At 62.5% G+C, this 16,904-nt stretch carries 15 protein-coding genes; 7 read left to right on the forward strand and 8 right to left on the reverse strand.

Annotated elements, in window-relative coordinates:
• Positions 1–100: 100 nt before the first annotated feature.
• Positions 101–997 (reverse strand): GGDEF domain-containing protein, encoded by an 897-nt coding sequence (locus V7D69_RS00650; protein WP_324062815.1) that lies wholly within the window; start codon positions 995–997, stop codon positions 101–103.
• 448 nt (positions 998–1,445) lie between these two features.
• Positions 1,446–2,126 (reverse strand): helix-turn-helix domain-containing protein, encoded by a 681-nt coding sequence (locus V7D69_RS00655; protein WP_324062816.1) that lies wholly within the window; start codon positions 2,124–2,126, stop codon positions 1,446–1,448.
• Between the two features lie 175 nt (positions 2,127–2,301).
• On the opposite strand from V7D69_RS00655, the gene cobA reads away from it, so the two are divergent.
• From cobA to V7D69_RS00685, 6 genes are all read left to right on the forward strand, one after another.
• On the forward strand, positions 2,302–3,123 hold the full coding sequence (gene cobA / locus V7D69_RS00660) for a uroporphyrinogen-III C-methyltransferase (RefSeq protein ID WP_333604875.1): 822 nt from the start codon (positions 2,302–2,304) through the stop codon (positions 3,121–3,123).
• Positions 3,120–3,419: a DUF2849 domain-containing protein gene (locus V7D69_RS00665; protein WP_324062818.1), complete on the forward strand. Its 300-nt coding sequence runs from the start codon at positions 3,120–3,122 to the stop codon at positions 3,417–3,419. Before cobA ends, V7D69_RS00665 begins: the two co-directional genes overlap by 4 nt.
• A 1-nt stretch (position 3,420) precedes the next feature.
• Entirely contained in the window at positions 3,421–5,055 is a 1,635-nt protein-coding gene (locus tag V7D69_RS00670; RefSeq protein WP_333604821.1) for a nitrite/sulfite reductase, read from the forward strand.
• Entirely contained in the window at positions 5,048–5,476 is a 429-nt protein-coding gene (locus V7D69_RS00675; protein WP_324062822.1) for a DUF934 domain-containing protein, read from the forward strand. Before V7D69_RS00670 ends, V7D69_RS00675 begins: the two co-directional genes overlap by 8 nt.
• Before the next feature lie 26 nt (positions 5,477–5,502).
• Positions 5,503–6,300 (forward strand): phosphoadenylyl-sulfate reductase, encoded by a 798-nt coding sequence (locus V7D69_RS00680; RefSeq protein WP_333604822.1) that lies wholly within the window; start codon positions 5,503–5,505, stop codon positions 6,298–6,300.
• 186 nt (positions 6,301–6,486) lie between these two features.
• The gene (locus V7D69_RS00685) at positions 6,487–7,482 is read left to right on the forward strand and encodes an NmrA family NAD(P)-binding protein (protein WP_333604823.1); all 996 of its coding nucleotides are present in this window, start codon (positions 6,487–6,489) and stop codon (positions 7,480–7,482) included.
• 50 nt (positions 7,483–7,532) lie between these two features.
• On the opposite strand, the gene V7D69_RS00690 is transcribed toward V7D69_RS00685, so the two are convergent.
• From V7D69_RS00690 to putA, 3 genes are all read right to left on the reverse strand, one after another.
• Positions 7,533–8,360 carry a proline dehydrogenase gene (locus tag V7D69_RS00690; RefSeq protein ID WP_324062827.1) on the reverse strand — a complete coding sequence of 276 codons (828 nt, stop codon included), beginning with the start codon at positions 8,358–8,360 and terminating at the stop codon, positions 7,533–7,535.
• Positions 8,357–9,448, reverse strand: coding sequence for a GNAT family N-acetyltransferase (locus V7D69_RS00695; protein ID WP_324062829.1), 1,092 nt, complete (start codon positions 9,446–9,448; stop codon positions 8,357–8,359). The genes V7D69_RS00690 and V7D69_RS00695 overlap by 4 nt, the downstream gene beginning before the upstream one ends.
• 107 nt (positions 9,449–9,555) lie before the next feature.
• The gene (gene putA / locus V7D69_RS00700; protein WP_333604824.1) at positions 9,556–13,149 is read right to left on the reverse strand and encodes a trifunctional transcriptional regulator/proline dehydrogenase/L-glutamate gamma-semialdehyde dehydrogenase; all 3,594 of its coding nucleotides are present in this window, start codon (positions 13,147–13,149) and stop codon (positions 9,556–9,558) included.
• Between the two features lie 114 nt (positions 13,150–13,263).
• On the opposite strand from putA, the gene V7D69_RS00705 reads away from it, so the two are divergent.
• Complete coding sequence (locus V7D69_RS00705; protein WP_442947028.1) at positions 13,264–13,719, forward strand: Lrp/AsnC family transcriptional regulator; 456 nt, start codon at positions 13,264–13,266, stop codon at positions 13,717–13,719.
• A 19-nt stretch (positions 13,720–13,738) separates the two neighbouring features.
• On the opposite strand, the gene V7D69_RS00710 is transcribed toward V7D69_RS00705, so the two are convergent.
• The 3 genes from V7D69_RS00710 to fdhD all read right to left on the reverse strand — a co-directional run bounded on the left by V7D69_RS00710 (position 13,739) and on the right by fdhD (position 16,612).
• Positions 13,739–14,437, reverse strand: a complete 699-nt coding sequence (locus V7D69_RS00710) for a hypothetical protein (RefSeq protein ID WP_324062836.1) — start codon at positions 14,435–14,437, stop codon at positions 13,739–13,741.
• Between the two features lie 3 nt (positions 14,438–14,440).
• On the reverse strand, positions 14,441–15,655 hold the full coding sequence (locus V7D69_RS00715; protein ID WP_324062838.1) for a toxic anion resistance protein: 1,215 nt from the start codon (positions 15,653–15,655) through the stop codon (positions 14,441–14,443).
• Between the two features lie 156 nt (positions 15,656–15,811).
• Complete coding sequence (gene fdhD, locus V7D69_RS00720; protein ID WP_333604826.1) at positions 15,812–16,612, reverse strand: formate dehydrogenase accessory sulfurtransferase FdhD; 801 nt, start codon at positions 16,610–16,612, stop codon at positions 15,812–15,814.
• Between the last annotated feature and the right edge of the window lie 292 nt (positions 16,613–16,904).

Below are 16,904 nucleotides of genomic sequence, written 5' to 3' on the forward strand. Positions count from 1 at the left end.
TGGCCATTCGCTTCCGCGCACCTGCGGTGACCCGGTTATCCCGAGTGCTGCGGCATATAACCCAAATGGTTCGTTATGTCAAGAATAATGTGCCGTTCAATCAATGACTCACGCCTCGCCCAGCTCTTTCCATCTCCAGCCGATTACGACCCTTGGCCTTGGCGACAAATAGCGCCATCTCGGCACGCTCGATCGTGGAATCGAGGCTCTCGCCGATGCAGGCGACGCCGGCGCTCGCGGTAATCGCAAAGCGGCTTTCGCCGACTTTCTGACGCAGCTCCGCCAGAGTAGCGATCACGCGGCTGCAAATGGCCTCGGCCTGCTGCGGCGTCGTGCGCGGCAGCAGAACGGCGAACCGTTCCGAGCCGATGCGCGAGATGATGTCGTCTGCCCGCAGCATCTCGCGCAACAGGTCGGCGAAGACCACCAACACTTCGTCGCCCGTGGTCTGGCCAAACTTCATGTTGATGGTACGGAAGAAATCGATGCTGAACATCGCCAGGCACCCGTCCATCTCTTTGTCGACCATATGTTCGAGCATGGAGATAAAGGCCGCGCGATTAGTCAGTTTCGTCAGGGGATCCGTATAAGTGGCGGCGAAAAGTTGCGCCTCCAGATCGCGCCGCTCGTCAATGCTACGCATAATGCTGAGCGCACCGTAAGCTTTGCCGCTTTCGTCCGTCAGCGCGCGCGTCCGGATTTCGAACCAGCGTTGACGGCTATCGGTTGTGATGGCCGGAAATTCCACCCAATGCTCATCGCCGAGCCCGGCGATCGCATCGGCATGCGTGCGCTCCACCTCCTCCCTCGCCTCGGGCGCGACAAGATCGAGCAGTCGCGGCCCGATCAACATATTAGGCACCCGGAAACCGAGCCGTTCCAGCGAAGGTGAAGCGTGAACGATGTTTCCCGCAAGATCGGTCTTGAGGATGACGTCCGAAGTGGTCTCCGCCAGCAACCCGTAAAGCGCGGAACTTTCCTTGATTGTAAAATCCATGTCCATTTCGGTGAACCCCGAATTCCAGAAATCGACACGAGTCAGCGTATTTCGATCCTGCACCTCGAAATAAAAATCACATTACCCCCGCAGGAAACCTGCCCACCCATAGGTGCACAATCTTTGCCGACCCCCCTTTTTCAAGCAGAACAGTAATAAGTACGTTAGTCCCGTTATATAACAGACTTAATACTATAAGCTTGTTATTCAAGTATTTACCATCAAGGAAAGGATTAGAAAAGTAGGGAAATCACTGATGGCGATTTCAGAAATGCGGAGAACATTTTTCGCAGCGCCGGCGCTCCTCGCCAGGCTAGCCGCCGAGAATATTTTGTGGGAGGCGAGGCAAAGACGTGTTCAGCGCAGAAGCGGGATACCCGAACGGAACTTTCCCGAACCGACCTCTATCGATATCGATCAGGAAACCTGAAACGGAGCCTCTATCCACTCACAACTCGATCATGATCCTGACTTTGTCAGGAGAAGCCTCGACGGCGGCGGCAATCTGCTGGCGGCACCGCGTGAGCAGTTCGGGAAGCCCGGCCACGGTGCGCCCCGGCCGCAAATCGACGGCGGAAACGCCAAGCACTTGCGCGATCGCCTCAAGCCGTTCCTCGATGGGACGAGCGCGTCCCTGTTCCCATGCCCAGACCGTCGGCTTGCTGACCCCCAAGCGGGTCGCCAGTTCGCCTTGCGTAAGACCGCGTAGCTTGCGCAGCCGGTGAAGCCGCTCGCCCAGCGTCTCACCACCGATGGCCGCCGGCCCGGCGGGGACCGGCGCCGGTCCGATGCCGGCGTCGTTCTGAACCGCGCTGCGAAGCTGGGCCGCGCTGAGCACCGCCGACGGAAGCGCAGTGTCGAACGCGCAACCATAAAGCCGGCCGCTGGCCCAGATGACGCGGGCACGGGCGTTTCCCGCCTCAGGCAGGTCGAGGTCGATAGCCTCTCCGATCTCAAGCTGGTCTTCCGTTTCCAGCAGCAGACCGGTTTCCGACACGTTGTGAACGAGAACCAGCGTCGCCTGGCCGGATTCCAGCGCGCCCCGCGCCTCAAGCAACAGCCTGCGCCGCCTGGCCCGCGGCTTTTCGTCAGTCGTTTGCACATCTTCGAAATGGGCCGAGATCGGCATAATCTATCTCCCGAGGAGACCTGAATCGTCGGCCCACGGAGTTAAGATTCGGTTAGCGAACGGGTTAGTCGTCCGATACCTGCCGCATTCGAACGCCAGGCCGGTAAAGCTGCCCTAAAGCGGCGCAAAGCCATTCTGGCTGGCAGGGCGCGGCGATCGCGGCCACATGGCCACCATGCGAGCGAATCCCCCTTCCCGCCGGCAGGCTTCCGGTCCGCAAGGACGCGGCGTAGGCACTGTCCACTTGGTGGGCGCGGGCCCCGGCGATCCGGATCTGCTGACGCTGCGCGCGGCGCGGTTGCTCATGTCCGCATCGCTGATCGTGCATGACGGGCTGGTCGATCCGAGGATTCTGTCCATGGCTCGTCCCGGTGCGCAGCTGGTCTCCGTCGCCAAGAGCCGGTCGCGGCACACCATGAAACAGGAAGCGATCAACGACCTGCTCGTGCGTGAAGCTCTATCGGGGCGTGACGTGCTGCGCCTCAAGGGCGGCGATCCCTTTATCTTCGGCCGTGGCGGCGAAGAGGTGGACGCCTGTCGCGCCGCCGGCGTGCCTGTCGAAGTGGTGCCCGGGATTTCCTCCGCGCTGGGCGCCGCCGCTGCCGCGCAGATCCCGCTGACTCACCGCGATCATGCCTCGATCGTCTCGTTCGTGGCCGGACAATGCAAGGGGCTGACGGATCAGGACTGGTCTGGTCTGGCGGGCAAGGGCCGCACGTTGGTGATCTTCATGGGCCTGGCCACCGCACCGCAGATCACGGAAAAACTGATCGAGGACGGCCTTGCACCGGATGTTCCCGTGGCCGTGGTCGAGAATGCCACGCGCGGCCAGATGCGCGTGCTGCGTGCACCGCTTGCGGGCCTTGCCGAACTGGTGGCCCGAGAGCAGGTGCAAAGCCCGGCGATTATCGTTATCGGCGACGTCGCACGCGCCGAATCCGAACGTGAATTGCGCGCCTTGGCGCTGGAAGCGCAAGCAATGGAGTTGGGGAAGTGAAGATATTGACCGGCAACGATCTCAAGACCGGAGCGGTCGTCTGGTGGGACGGCAGCGGTTGGTCGCTGCATGTCGAGGACGCCGTCGATGCCGGCGAGCACGCCGATGTCATCCTGGCGACGGAAACCGCCGCCTGCCGCGTGAACGGCGGCTACGCGATCGACGGCGAACCTGACGCTGATGGCAAAGTCCGCCCCGCTCACATCAAGGACCGCGTCCGCGCCTATGGTCCCACGGTCCGCCCGGACCTTTCTCTCAAGCCCGCTGATCCCACCGCCGGCAACTGGGTGATCTGACATGTACAAGTACGACAAGTATGACCAGGCCATGGTCGATGCCCGCGTCGAAGAGTTTCGCGACCAGACGCGCCGCCGCATCGAAGGGCACATGAATGACGACCAGTTCAAGCCGCTGCGGCTGAAGAACGGTCTTTACTTGCAATTGCACGCTTACATGCTGCGCGTCGCCATCCCTTACGGCACGCTCAACTCAGAGCAGATGCGTAAGCTGGGGCATATCGCCCGCCGCTATGATCGCGGCTATGGCCATTTCACCACGCGCCAGAACATCCAGTATAACTGGATCAAGCTGGAAGAAGCGCCGGACATCCTGGCCGAGCTGGCGACGGTGGAAATGCACGCGATCCAGACCAGCGGCGAATCCATCCGCAACATCTCAGCCGATCAGTACGCCGGTGCCGCCGCTGACGAGATCATGGACCCGCGCCCCTGGGCCGAGCTCATCCGGCAGATCACCACGTTCATGCCGGAATTCAGCTATCTGCCGCGCAAGTTCAAGATCGCGGTGATCGCCGCCGAAGAAGACCGCGCGGCGCTGCGCTGGCACGATTTCGCCATTCGCATCGTGAAGAATGACGCGGGCGAGATCGGCTTCGAATGCTATGCTGGCGGCGGCATGGGCCGCACGCCCATCATCGCTTACAAGATCCGCGATTTCCTGCCCACTGGGCAGATCCTGTCCTACCTGCAGGCCGTGCTGCGCGTCTGGAACCGAAATGCGCGCCGCGACAATATCCACAAGCAGCGGATGAAGATCCTGGTCCATGAACTGGGCGAGGCTGAGTTCCGCCGTCAGGTCGACGAGGAGTTCCAGCATTTCCTCGCGCTGGGTCAGGACGTGCCTCAAGCCGAGTATGACCGCATCGCGGCCTACTTCGCGCCGCCGCCGTTCGAAACCGGCCTTTCCGAGGAAATCGACCGTTCCGACCCGGACTTCGCGGTATGGATCGATCGGCAGACCGTGGCGCATAAGGCGCCGGGCTATGCCATCGTCAACATCAGCCTGAAGCCGATCGGCGGCATTCCCGGAGACATCTCAGCCGACCAGATGGAACTGGTGGCGGATCTGGCCGAGAAATACAGCTTTGATGAGTTGCGTGCAACGCATGGCCAGAACCTGGTCCTTCCGCACGTGCGCAAGCAGGATCTCCACGCCGTTTGGAAGGCGCTGGTCGAAACGGACCTCGCCGACGTCAATTTAGACCTTGTGACAGATATCATCGCCTGCCCCGGCCTTGATTACTGCAGCCTCGCCAATGCGCGCTCGATCCCAGTCGCGCAGAAGATCGCGGAGCGTTTCGCCGATCTCGACCGACAGCTCGACCTGGGCGAAGTGAAGATCAAGATCTCCGGGTGCATCAACGCCTGCGGCCATCATCACGCCGGCCACATCGGCATCCTGGGCGTCGACCGCAAGGGCACGGAGAATTACCAGCTCCTGCTCGGCGGATCGGGCGCGGAGGATACTTCGCAGGCCAAGATCACCGGCCCTGGCTTCGATGAGGACGGCGTGGTCGACGCTGTCGAGCGCGCGCTTGAATGCTACCGCGCGCAGCGCCAGCCGGGTGAGCGCTTTCTCGACACGTATCGCCGTGTCGGCTTCGATACTTTCAAGGAGGCCATTTATGGCTGATGCCCTGCGTTTCCGAGACGACCCCGTGCATGAGGAACCAGCGGTGACGCTGGACGCCTTCCTTGGGCAATCCAACGCCACGGCGGTGCGCATCGAGGCGGGAGAGGATGCACGCCTGCTGATCCCCTATCTCGACCGGCTACGGCTAATCGAGGTTTCCTTCCCGCGCTTTCGCGACGGCCGCGGCTTCTCAACCGCGCGCATCCTGCGCGAGGCGGGTTACACGGGCGAGCTGCGCGCCGAGGGCGACGTGCTGGTGGACCTGATCTTCTTCATGCGGCGCTGCGGCTTTGACAGCTTCGCGCCCGAGCATCCGCTCGACCCGGTTGACGTCGAGAATGCGCTGAACCGCTATGAGTTCGTCTATCAGCACGCGGCGGACGAGCGGACTCCGATCTGGGCGCTGCGGCACCCGGCCTGAAAAGGACCTCTCCTGGGATTAATCACATGAACCAAGCGACACGCATCCGCGACCGCATCGATACCGGCCCGCGCTTCGCGGAAGCCGATGCGGTGCGTCTCAACCGCCTGTTCCGCGGCACCGACACGCTCGAAATGCTCGAGACGCTGCTTGAGGAACGCATGGCAGGCGATGTCGCGATCGTGTCCAGCTTCGGGGCGGAAAGCGCGGTGCTGCTGCATCTCGTTTCGCGGGTCGATCCCACGGTTCCGGTGCTGTTCCTGGAAACGGGCAAGCACTTCCCGGAAACGCTGGCCTATCGTGACCTGCTGGTCGAACGCCTTGGCCTGAAGGATCTGCGCAACCTGACGCCTGACGCTGAGGAACTGGCGAAGAAGGACGAGAGCGGGCTGCGCTGGTCCTACGATCCGGACGGCTGCTGCGAGATCCGCAAGGTGAAGCCGCTTGCCAAGGCGCTGCTGGGTTTCGACGCCTCGATCACCGGGCGCAAGGCATTCCAGGCTTCAACCCGTTCCAGCCTGCCGCGTTTCGAGATCGACACCACGGACGCGCAGGGACGCCTGAAGATCAATCCTCTGATCGACTGGTCGCCCGAGCGCCTCGCCGCCTATATCGAGGAAAATGACCTGCCCCCGCACCCGCTGGTGGCGGAAGGCTATCCCTCGATCGGCTGCATGCCCTGCACCAGCAAGGTCGCTGAAGGGGAAGATCCGCGCTGGGGCCGCTGGCGCGGCTGGGACAAGACCGAGTGCGGCATTCACGTCCCCGGCCAGGATGACGATGCTTCCAGCGAACTGCCTCCGGGCTTCGATCCGGTATTCTGAGGGCGGGCCCGTACGTCTCGCTGCCCAAAAGTGCCGTTCCAAACCCGCGGGCATTGAGGCCAGGGGCGATTTTTGCGCATTCGGTGAAACTGTTGCGGTCAGCACAATAGTAATCCCGGCCAATTTCATGCTTGAAGCCCATTGAGCGCGGCTTCGTTGGCGAAGTTCGGCGATGGGACGAAAAATATGTCCGTTGAAAACACACGGCGTGAAACCGGCGATGTGCCGGAAAAGTTTACACGGCCTCTCAAGCTGATCGCCCTGTTCGGCGGATCAAATGAGATCAGCAAGTCTGCCGCCAGCTTCATCTCTGACCATCAGCCGGATGTGAGTCTGAGATTACTGGTGCGCAGAGAGGATGCCCGCGAAGAGCTTCAACGGCTTTTCCCGGACGCGGATGTGCAAATCGCCGACTATTTTCACAAAGATTCGCTTAAGGCCGGCCTTTCCGGAGTCGACGCGGCATTCGTTATCACGCCGGATTTCTTTGATGAAACTGCGGCGATGACCAATGTTGCCGAAGCTGCGAAAGCCGCCGATGTGCAGCATATAGTGAGGCTGACGGGCGACCCGCCCGGCATGACTCTGGACCGCGTGCCCGACTTCATCAAACGTGGCGGCAACGTTCCCTCTATCCAGCACCTCTACGCCCGTGCCGTTCTCGAGGGCAGTGGCCTGCAGGTGACGTTTCTTAACAGTGCGGCCTTTTTCATGCAGACCATGGCCACGCCGCTGTTCGCGTATCCGGTCAGGAAAGACCGCGTGCTCGTGATGCCTCATGACAGGAAAATGGCGTTTAATGACAAGGTCGATATCGGCGAATGCGCCGCAGTATTGTTGTTATCGAATGATCGCCGCCACGTGGGCGCCACGTATCATCTGAATAATGGTCACGACTTGCTGTCCTTCAGGGAGTTCGCAGAGCTTTTGAGTGACGTTCTGGGAGAGAAAGTCACGTTCCATGACGATGAGGAACGGTTTCTGGCATACAACTCCCAACCTCTTGCAGAATTTCTTAAAATTCCAGACGCCGGGGATTTAATTCTAGAGATGATAAAGTTCGAGAAGGCAAACGAACACGCCTGGAGACGCTCCGACACCGTCCAGTATCTCTTGGGCCGCCCCGCGAAGAAGCTGCGGAATTGGCTGGAGGAAAACGTGGAGAAGTTTGAGAGGATTTAGCTTTCGACGTCTCATCTCCGGTTATCGAAAGTCGCCGGGAATAGCCGGGGTCATAGCCGGCCCCATTTATCCCTCAGCCACCACCACGGCAGGTACGGCCGCTCCAACAGCTTTTCCGCCGCGTAAGGCCACCAGCCGGGTCCGAACGGCCAGTAGAGCCGTACCGGCGCGTCCATGGCGCTGGCAACGCGGCGCGTCTGCCTGCCGGGCAAACCGCGAAGCTGCTCCAACTCGCAAGGGGTGCCTGCATCGCGCAGCAGGCGTAGGGCGCGCTTGGCAAGAGCTGGATCGTGCGTGGCAATGCCCACCGGCGCCGCCCGTCCGGCCAGGCTTTGCACGAGCGCCATGTAAGCATCCTCGATATTAGCCACATGGCCATCGGGATCGGCCCATTCTCCCTTGACCAACCGGATGCGCACCGGAACGTCGCGAAATCGCAAAGCATCGCCGACACTGCGACGCCAACGAGCTGGTAGCGCCACTCCCCCGGAAGCAAATTCTCCTGCCATCCATTCGGCAAGGTCCATTGTATCGCCTGCCTGCACGTGCGTGAGCGCATCGAACACCACGGTCATGCCTGCCGCACTTGCCGGGCGCGCCACGGCTCGCAGGTTGTCCTTGCTGAAATAGAGGGGAGCCGCCTTGATCGCCAGGCAGGTGCCCGGCGGCGGCTTTACGTCGGATAACCGTTCGCAGGCTTCAATGATGCCCTGGGCAACACCGTTCCAGGCCGGAAAATAGCTCAGGGTCGCAGCGACACCCTGCTGCGCCAGGCGATCGGCGGACCGTGCAGCAGCAGCCGCGTCCGCAACCGGCGCCATGGCTTCCACCCCCCGCGAAAGCGCCGCCCGCAGCCTCGTCGAAAGACCCGCACTCATCCGGCCGTTCCGCGAAACGGCAGCCGATGCCACGCCCAGATCGCGCATTCCGCCAGAAACGTGGCCAGCCCGCGCAGATTGAACGGATATGTCTGCACGCGAAGACAGTCGATAGCATCCTGTGTCCAGGTCTCGATGATCCAGGATTCGACTTCGCCAAGCAATTCGACGCCCAGCAGGCCCCGTGCCGCGGTGTCCGCCATGGCATGAAGCATCAAAAGGTTGCCAGGCGAACATCGCGCGAAATTCTGATCGAACCCGATCTTGAACAACCAATAGCGGCGTTGAAACTCGACACCGAGTTGCATGGCGACTGCGCTGCCGCCGATCCGCATCAAGGCGATCCGGCAGTGCCCTTCCTGGCTCGCACGGAACAGGAAATCGCGGAAGAACGATGCCTTGGCCGCATCAGTGCCCAGCGCCGTACCGGCCTCCCCCTTCCATCCTCGCTGCTCCACCGCGACCGCCTGTTCGAACAAGTCGTCGAACGTCTCAGGCGGCGGTGCGTGCATTTCGAACAAAACGTCCCCCAACGCCTCGGCGCGGCGACGCGCGCGGCGAAAGTCCGAACGGCGTCCGGCGTTAAAACGCTGTTCGGGATCAGTTTCGCCCGGCGCGAAAGTGATTGTCGGACTCGGCTGAGCGGGGCGGGTAACGATCAGCCCCCTACCCTTCATCGCAGCCACAAGCGCCGCCACCAGCGGTGACTCGGCGGGAACGCGATCGAGCCGCAAGGGCCGCGAAAGTCGGGCCAGAACGCGGGCGAGCAGCGCGGCGTCCTGAGCACTTCGACACAGCGCATCTACAGGTTCGTAAACCTGCCGCGCGCCCGCGGCATGCCAGCGTCGCCACCACCCGCGACGGCGGCACAGCGGCAGGATCGCCACCACGTCCTCCATTTCGCGAGCGGTTGCGATCTCGACGATCCGACTGCCCATCATTGTGCGGGCCAGCGCCGTGTGGAAGGCAAGAGTCTGCGAAGGCAGCGTGGCGTGCTCCTCCAGCCTCCGCCATTCTCGCCCAAGCCGTTCGTCGCACGGCAATTCCGGCGCGGCCTTGCGGGCCGCTGGCCGTCCTGGCAATCCCATCCATGGTCGCTCGTGCCGCATCGCCCCGTAGCGTTTTCCCGCGACACATGCGTCGCCCGGCCGCGACGCCTACAAGAAAACTGCTTACTCGTGGTTAAGACGAGCCCTCAGGCGATCATCATCAGGCTGGCATTGCCGCCCGCTGCTGTAGTGTTGATCGAGGTGGAAACTTCTTCCAGCAGCCAGGCGCAGTTCGGCCCCGGTTCAGTGTAGACGGGGACGACGGCTCCTTCCAGCGCCGCTGCCGTTTCGCACGCGGCGCGAACGGCGCTTTCATCGCCCTCGACCAGGCAGGCGGCAAACGGTTCTAAAGGATCGGGCGCAAATCGCGCGGCAAGTGCGGCGGGAAGGCTCGGCGGCAGTAGCATCCCCTGTACGGTCGCGCGGTTGCCAGTGGCGAGCACGGCGGCCATCTGCTCCAGCAAGCCTTTTTCGCTCACGGGGCGCAGCAGGATGCGACCGCGCGGACGAAGCGCGTAGAGATTGCGCTCTCCCACCGGGCCCGGCAATTCCGCCTCAGTGCCGAGCGCTGAACCGGCTCCAAGCGAACGGGCGGTCCGAGCGACCTCATTTTCGCCGCACGCCTCCAGCCAGGCGACGAAAGCGTCGAGAAGCGGCGACGTCTTGCCAAGCGCTGTCAGCACATGCGGCGGCCGATGCACCAGCCGACTGAGGTAAAGCGGTCCGCCGGCCTTGGGTCCCGTGCCCGAAAGCCCGCGCCCGCCGAAAGGCTGCGCGCCAACGACCGCTCCAATCGTGTTGCGATTCACGTAAAGATTGCCCGCCCTCACGCGCGAGGTGACTTGCGCCACCGTGCCGTCGAGCCGCGTATGCAGCCCGAACGTGAGGCCATAGCCGGTGGCATTGATCTGCTCCATCAGTTTGCCCAGCTCCTCGCGCTGGAAACGTACGACATGCAGCACTGGCCCGAACACTTCGCGCGTCAGCTCGGCGACGGAGCCGATCTCGATAATCGTTGGCGCAACAAAGGTGCCCTGAGCCGCCGCTTCGGAAGGAACCGCAAGCTGCGTGATGCGGTGTCCCTTCGCCCGCATCGCTTCGATATGGCGAATGATGTTGACCTGCGCCGGCGCAGTGATGACCGGGCCGATGTCGGTGGTCAGACGATCGGGATTGCCCACGCGCAGTTCGGCCAGTGCGCCTTTCAACATCGCCAGCGTTCGGCCGGCCGCTTCCTCCTGCAGACACAACACACGCAGTGCCGAGCACCGCTGCCCAGCGCTGTCGAAAGCCGAAGAGAGCACGTCGGCGACGACCTGTTCGGCCAGCGCCGAAGAATCCACGATCATGGCATTCTGCCCGCCGGTCTCCGCGATCAGCGGGATCGGTTGCCCTTCCGGAGAAAGGCGTCCAGCGAGTTGACGCTGAAGCAGTCTGGCAACCTCGGTAGAGCCAGTGAACATCACCGCCGCCACTTGCGGCGCCGCAACCAGGGCCGCGCCGACGATGCCGTCACCGGGCAAGAGTTGCAGTGCGTCGCGCGGCACCCCCGCCTCGTGCAGCAGGCGCACGGCCTCGGCGGCGATCAGCGGCGTTTCCTCCGCCGGCTTGGCGAGCACCGGATTTCCCGCGGCCAGCGCGGCGGCAACCTGACCGGTGAAGATTGCCAGAGGAAAGTTCCATGGGCTGATACAGACCACCGGGCCGAGGGAAATTTTCTCTGCGGTAAGAGTTTCGCGCGCACCATGCGCATAGTACCGCAGGAAATCGATGGCTTCGCGCACTTCGGCAATGGCATTGGCGGCGGATTTGCCCGCTTCGCGCATGGCGAGGCCCATCAGCAAGGCCATGCGCTCCTGAAGGGCGTCGGCCGCGCGTTCCAGGATTGCTGCGCGCTCTACCACCGGAACATAGCGCCAGCCGCTGCCGGCGGCGCGCGCTACAGCCCCAACCGCAGTCTCCGCGGACGCATCGATAGCTTGCCCCACAAGGTCATTATGATCCGCCGGGTTACGAACGTCTCGCCTGGTGCCTTCACCCCCTTCCGGCGCCGCGGTCCATTCCACCTGGGCGGAAGCACGCAACGCCTGTGACAGATCGGCCAGCGTCAAATCGTCGGTGAGGTCCAGCCCTGCCGAATTGCGACGGCCGGGGAAAAGATCGCCGGGCAAAGCGATCCGCTCATGCCGCGCGCCGGGATGGGGCATGGCGCGAACCTGATCGACCGGATCGGCAACGAGATCCTCTACCGGCACGGCGGGATCGGCGATGCGGTTAACGAATGAGGAGTTCGCGCCATTCTCCAGCAGGCGGCGCACGAGATAGGCCAGCAGCGTCTCATGCGTGCCCACCGGAGCGTAGATGCGGCAGGGGCGGTTCAGCTTGCCCGCGCCGACGACCTGCGCATAAAGCGCCTCTCCCATGCCATGAAGACACTGGAACTCATACTGCCCCACCGCGAAGTCCGGTCCGGCAAGATGATAGATCGCCGCCAGCGTCTGAGCATTGTGCGTGGCGAACTGCGGGAACACCGCGTCTGACGCCGCCAACAGCTTACGAGCGCAGGCAATATACGCAACATCGGTGTGGACCTTGCGAGTATAGACCGGAAAATCGAGAAGGCCGTCAACTTGCGCCCGCTTGATCTCAGCGTCCCAGTACGCCCCCTTGACCAGCCGGACCATGATGCGACGCCCCGCGCGGCGGGCCAGATCGATGATCCAGTCGATCACGAAGGGGCACCGCTTGCCGTAAGCCTGCACCACAAAGCCAAGGCCGTCCCAGCCCCGAAGATCAGGATCGAGGGCAAGGCTTTCCAGCAGATCCAGTGAAAGTTCCAACCGATCGGCTTCCTCTGCATCGATATTGAAGCCCATGCCATGCCCCTTGGCCCGGAAGGCCAACGCTTTTACGCGCGGCAGCAATTCTGTCATGACGCGATCCGCCTGCGCCCGCGCATAGCGAGGATGCAGCGCTGAAAGCTTGATCGAGATGCCGGGGCCAAGGTAAACGCCTCTGCCATCGGCTGCAGCGCCGATGGCCTCGATCGCGTTCTCATAATCGTTGTTGTATCGCTCCGCGTCAGCGGCGGTCGCGGCGGCTTCGCCGAGCATGTCATAGCTGTAGCGAAAGCCTTTCGCCTCCCAGTCTCGCGCGCGCCTCAGGGCTTCGTCGATGGTTTCGCCGGCGACGAACTGTTCACCCAGCAAGCGCATGGCCAGATCCACCGCCCGACGGATCACCGGCTCACCCGCCCGCGCGATCAGGCGGGCAAGCGCGGCCGAAAGCCCCTTGTCGTCGACCGTGCCGACCAATTTTCCGGTAACGACCAGGCCCCACGTCGCGGCATTCACGAAAAGCGACTTGCCGCCGCCCAGATGCGCGCTCCAATCGCCTTCGGCAAGTTTGTCACGGATCAGCGCGTCGCGGGTAGCATCATCGGGAATGCGCAGCAGCGCCTCGGCCAGGCACATCAGGGCGACGCCCTCCTGGCTGGAAAGCGCGTATTCCTGAACCAGCGCCTCGACGCCGCCGCCCTTACGTTCGCCACGAAGGGCGGTGACAAGGCGCGTCGCGGTCTCGCGAATGGAGATACGCGCGTCGGCGGGCAGCGTCGCCGCTTCCAGCAACGGGGCCAGACATTGCGCTTCATCGCGGCGGCGCGCTTCGGCAATCGTGCGCCGTAGAGAAGAAAGATCGCTCAAAGGCGGGGCGAAAGCGGCAAAAGGAGGCGTGGTCATGGCGCCAGCCTACAGCAATCACGTCAGAAAATGTGCCTTATTATGGCTGCATTGTAAGGTGAACTGACTAAAATTCAGGCAAATTGCTCTACGATTCGGATGGAAAATTTCCCTATGAAAGTCGATCTGGACGACCTTGACCGCAAGATCATCACAGTGCTCAGAGAGGACGGCCGGATCACTGTCACTGACCTCGCCAGGCGTGTCGGCATGTCGAAAACTCCGTGCCAAATCCGGATGCGCCGGCTGATTGGCAGCGGCGTTATTCGCGGGTTCCGGGCCGTTATCGATCCGGCCGGCCTGGGGCTCGATCACGTAGCTTTCGCGGAAGTGAAGCTGTCGGACACCCGTGAACAGGCGCTGGACGAGTTCAATCGGGCCGTGAGGCGCATTGCCGAGGTTGAAGAATGCCACATGATCGCCAGCAGTTTCGATTACCTGCTCAAGGTCCGCACGGCGGATATCCGCCGCTATCGGACGGTGCTGGGTGAAAAGATTTCAAGCCTGCCGCACGTCGCCAGCACTTCCACTTTCGTGGCCATGGAGACGGTGAAGGAAGCCGGGGGCTGATCCGCGACCGCGGCCTGCCTCAATCCCGATCGACGTACTTCGATTCGAGAAAACGATTGCGCGTCGCCAACGCATCCAGATCATTGCGCGAAAGATCGAGGCTCATGGCCTCGATCTGGTCGGAGATGACGCACAAGCCGTCCACGAGTTGTTCGGAGGGCGTCACACCGCCAGCGGTAAGCTTTCCGTGCAACGAAGCCGGGATGCGGGTGTAACTGTCGATCAGTCCCGGTAAATGTTCGGACAACAGCTTGCGCACTTCCCTGGCCGCGGGCCCGTTTTCATCAAGCGCGGCCAGTTGCGGGGCGATCTGTTCAAGGCGAACGCCGATCATGTCAATCGCGTCGACAGCCGCACCCGGCAATGCGCGGCGCTTGCCTTCCAGCCACAGCTCAGTTGAGCCGGCCAGTTCGGGCAGACTGGCCTTGTCGAGATCGCCGGCATGCAGCCGCGGCGTGGCGGGATAGATTGCAAGCACCATGAACACGGCAATCCCCAGCAGGACGGCAAGCATCGAGATCATGAATGACAGGCCACCCAACGCGAGTGCGGCAACAAGCGTCACTATCCAGATTCCGGCCAAGGCCAGGAAAGCCCTGCGAATCCGCCGCAGCCGAAAAGCCCAGCGCTCCTTGCGGGCATTATAGAGTCGCGCCGCGCGCTGACGGCGCGCGGCGCGGATCAAGTCCTGCGAAACTCGAACGGGCGCCGGCGGCATGTCTTATTGGTCCACCGCCTCCAACAGCGACGGCGCAGCCTTGCCGTCAGCTGGAGCGCCTTCGGCCTGGCCTTGCGCGCGGGCGATGTAAGCCTTGGATTTGCCGATCTCCCCTTCCAGCGCGATAACCGTCTGCTTCATGGAATCTAGCGCTTTGAGCTTGAAGGTATCGATCGAATCCATGGTGTCGTAGATGTTCTGGAAAGCACGGCGCAGCGTTTCGAGCGGGATCGTCGCACCGGATGCCTGAGCGTGAATGCGCGCCGTATTGTCCTTCAGCATCTGACCGGTGCCATCGATGATATTGGCGGTGGTGGTGTTCAGGGCGGTGATCTGGTCCAGCACCAGCTTCTGGTTCGCCATCGCCTGAGCCACCGACACCGCCGTGCGAAGCGCGCCGACGGTCGTGGTCGAGGCGCGATCGACGCCCTTTATCAGTTCGACATTGTTCTTCTTGACCAGATCAAGCGCGAGGTAACCTTGCACTGAGACGGCCATTTGAGTCAGCAGGTCCTGCGTGCGCTGGCGTACATAGAACAGCGCCGTCTCGCGCACCGCCCTCGCCTTGGCGGGATCGGTATGGTCCAGATCGGCGGCCTTCTGTTCCAGCGCCTCGTCCAGTGCCTTCGACATGAAGACCATCTGTTCCAGCTTGCCCATCGCCGCCCAGAGGTTCTGTCGTTCCACGTCGATGGCGGCGTTATCCATCAGCAGTTCGTCCTTGCCGCCCTGAAGGCGGGCCAGGATGGCGCTGATGTGGCCCTGCGCGCTCTTGTAGCCATCGAAATAATTGCGCAGCCTGCTGCCGAAGGGGATCACTCCGAACAGTCTGCGCGGCGCCAAGAGATCGCCCTTGGTGGAGGGATCGAGGTCTTCGATCGTCCGGCGCAGCTCGGCCAGATCAGCGCCGACGCCCGCGTCCTTGTCCATAGCGCGGACGGGTCTGTCGAGAAAACGATTGGAATGGCCGGATGCCTCAGCAATTTCCTTGCGGCCCATATTCGTGATCTGATCGACACGGCGGCCGAACTCTGGCGAGTTCGAATCCTGCGCCACCAGGCCATCGACAAATTCGCTGACCCGGACCTGCAGCTTTGACTTCTGCTCATCATCCACCGGCACCAGGCCGGCCGCACGCTCGGGCTGGACAGGGGGCACGGGTTCGGGCGGAGTCAGCTTCAGCTCGCTTGCGGCAGTCTGATCGGTCGCATCGGCCATGACGGGAAAATCCTTGTCCTTCCAAAACCCCGGAAATGTCGCGGAATCTAGAGTCGCTGGCCGGCCACTACAAGGAAAACCGGAAATACCGATCGACCAACGCCCCTCGCCGATCGATATTCGTCGCAATCGCGCCGGGCGAACGCGGGCATAGCCCTAATCCACCAACAGCATCGAATCTCCGCGCACCACCACTGCCAGTGAAAGGCCGGCCGCCTTCGCCCGCCGCACCGCCAGGTCGGTGGGCGCCGAAATCGTCACCAACATGGGGCAGCCGGCCCGCACGGTCTTCTCGACCAGTTCGTAGGAACAGCGCGAGGTCATGAGGATGAAGCCCATGGCGGGATCTATGCCTTGCCTTGCGAGCGCGCCGATGAGCTTGTCCAGCGCATTATGCCGGCCCACGTCCTCGCGCACGAGTTGGATAACGCCACCTTCGTCGCAGAATGCCGCCGCATGCATCGCCCTTGTCAGCTTGCCGAGGGGCTGGAGACATTCCAACGCCTCAAGCGCGCGCGCGATCGCCTGCGGCTGCGCGCCGCTGCATCGGGTCAGCGTCGGCAGCGGGCGAAGCGCCGCCTCGATACCCTCTATTCCGCAAATCCCGCAGGAACTGTCTCCCACTCGTCGCCGCGCGCGCTCTAGGATCGGCCCCAACCGTTCGGGCGGCAAATTGACGCGGGCGACGTGGCCGTTCCCCCATTCACCGTTTTCCACGCGGTGCAACGCCACCTCGCCCACTTCATGCGCCTGCGCCAAACCTTCCGCCATCAGGAAGCCGCTGACAAAGTCCTCCATATCCAGCGGAGTCGCCATCATCACAGCATAGGCAATGCCGTTCGTCTCAATGGCGATCGGCGCTTCGACAGGCACGTCCAACGTTTCCGCCGTACCTATTTCGGCAGAATATGTGCTGCGCCTGACCTGAACAGTCACCGCGCCTTCGTTGGCTTCCATCCGTGCCAGATCGCCGCTCCTGCCATTGCGCTCGCATGGAACGACATAGCCGCTTTGTCGGACGATTTGAAACCGTCAGCCGTGAAATTGGTCATAGTGGGATTTTCCGAACCTGACGCGCATAGCGGGAGGTCTAAATATACTCCGCGCATGTCCGAAATCGTGTACCAAAAGTGCCACCGCACGCGGCTGAAACGCGTTTTTCGCCCATCCTGTCGTCCCAAAGGCACCTCCCGCCGACAGGCTGCAATCAAAAAAGCCCACAGGTGGGGCCAATTTGGCTTGCGGCGAA

It is taken from the genome of Novosphingobium sp., from assembly GCF_036733805.1.
In the GTDB taxonomy this organism is placed as follows: domain Bacteria; phylum Pseudomonadota; class Alphaproteobacteria; order Sphingomonadales; family Sphingomonadaceae; genus Novosphingobium.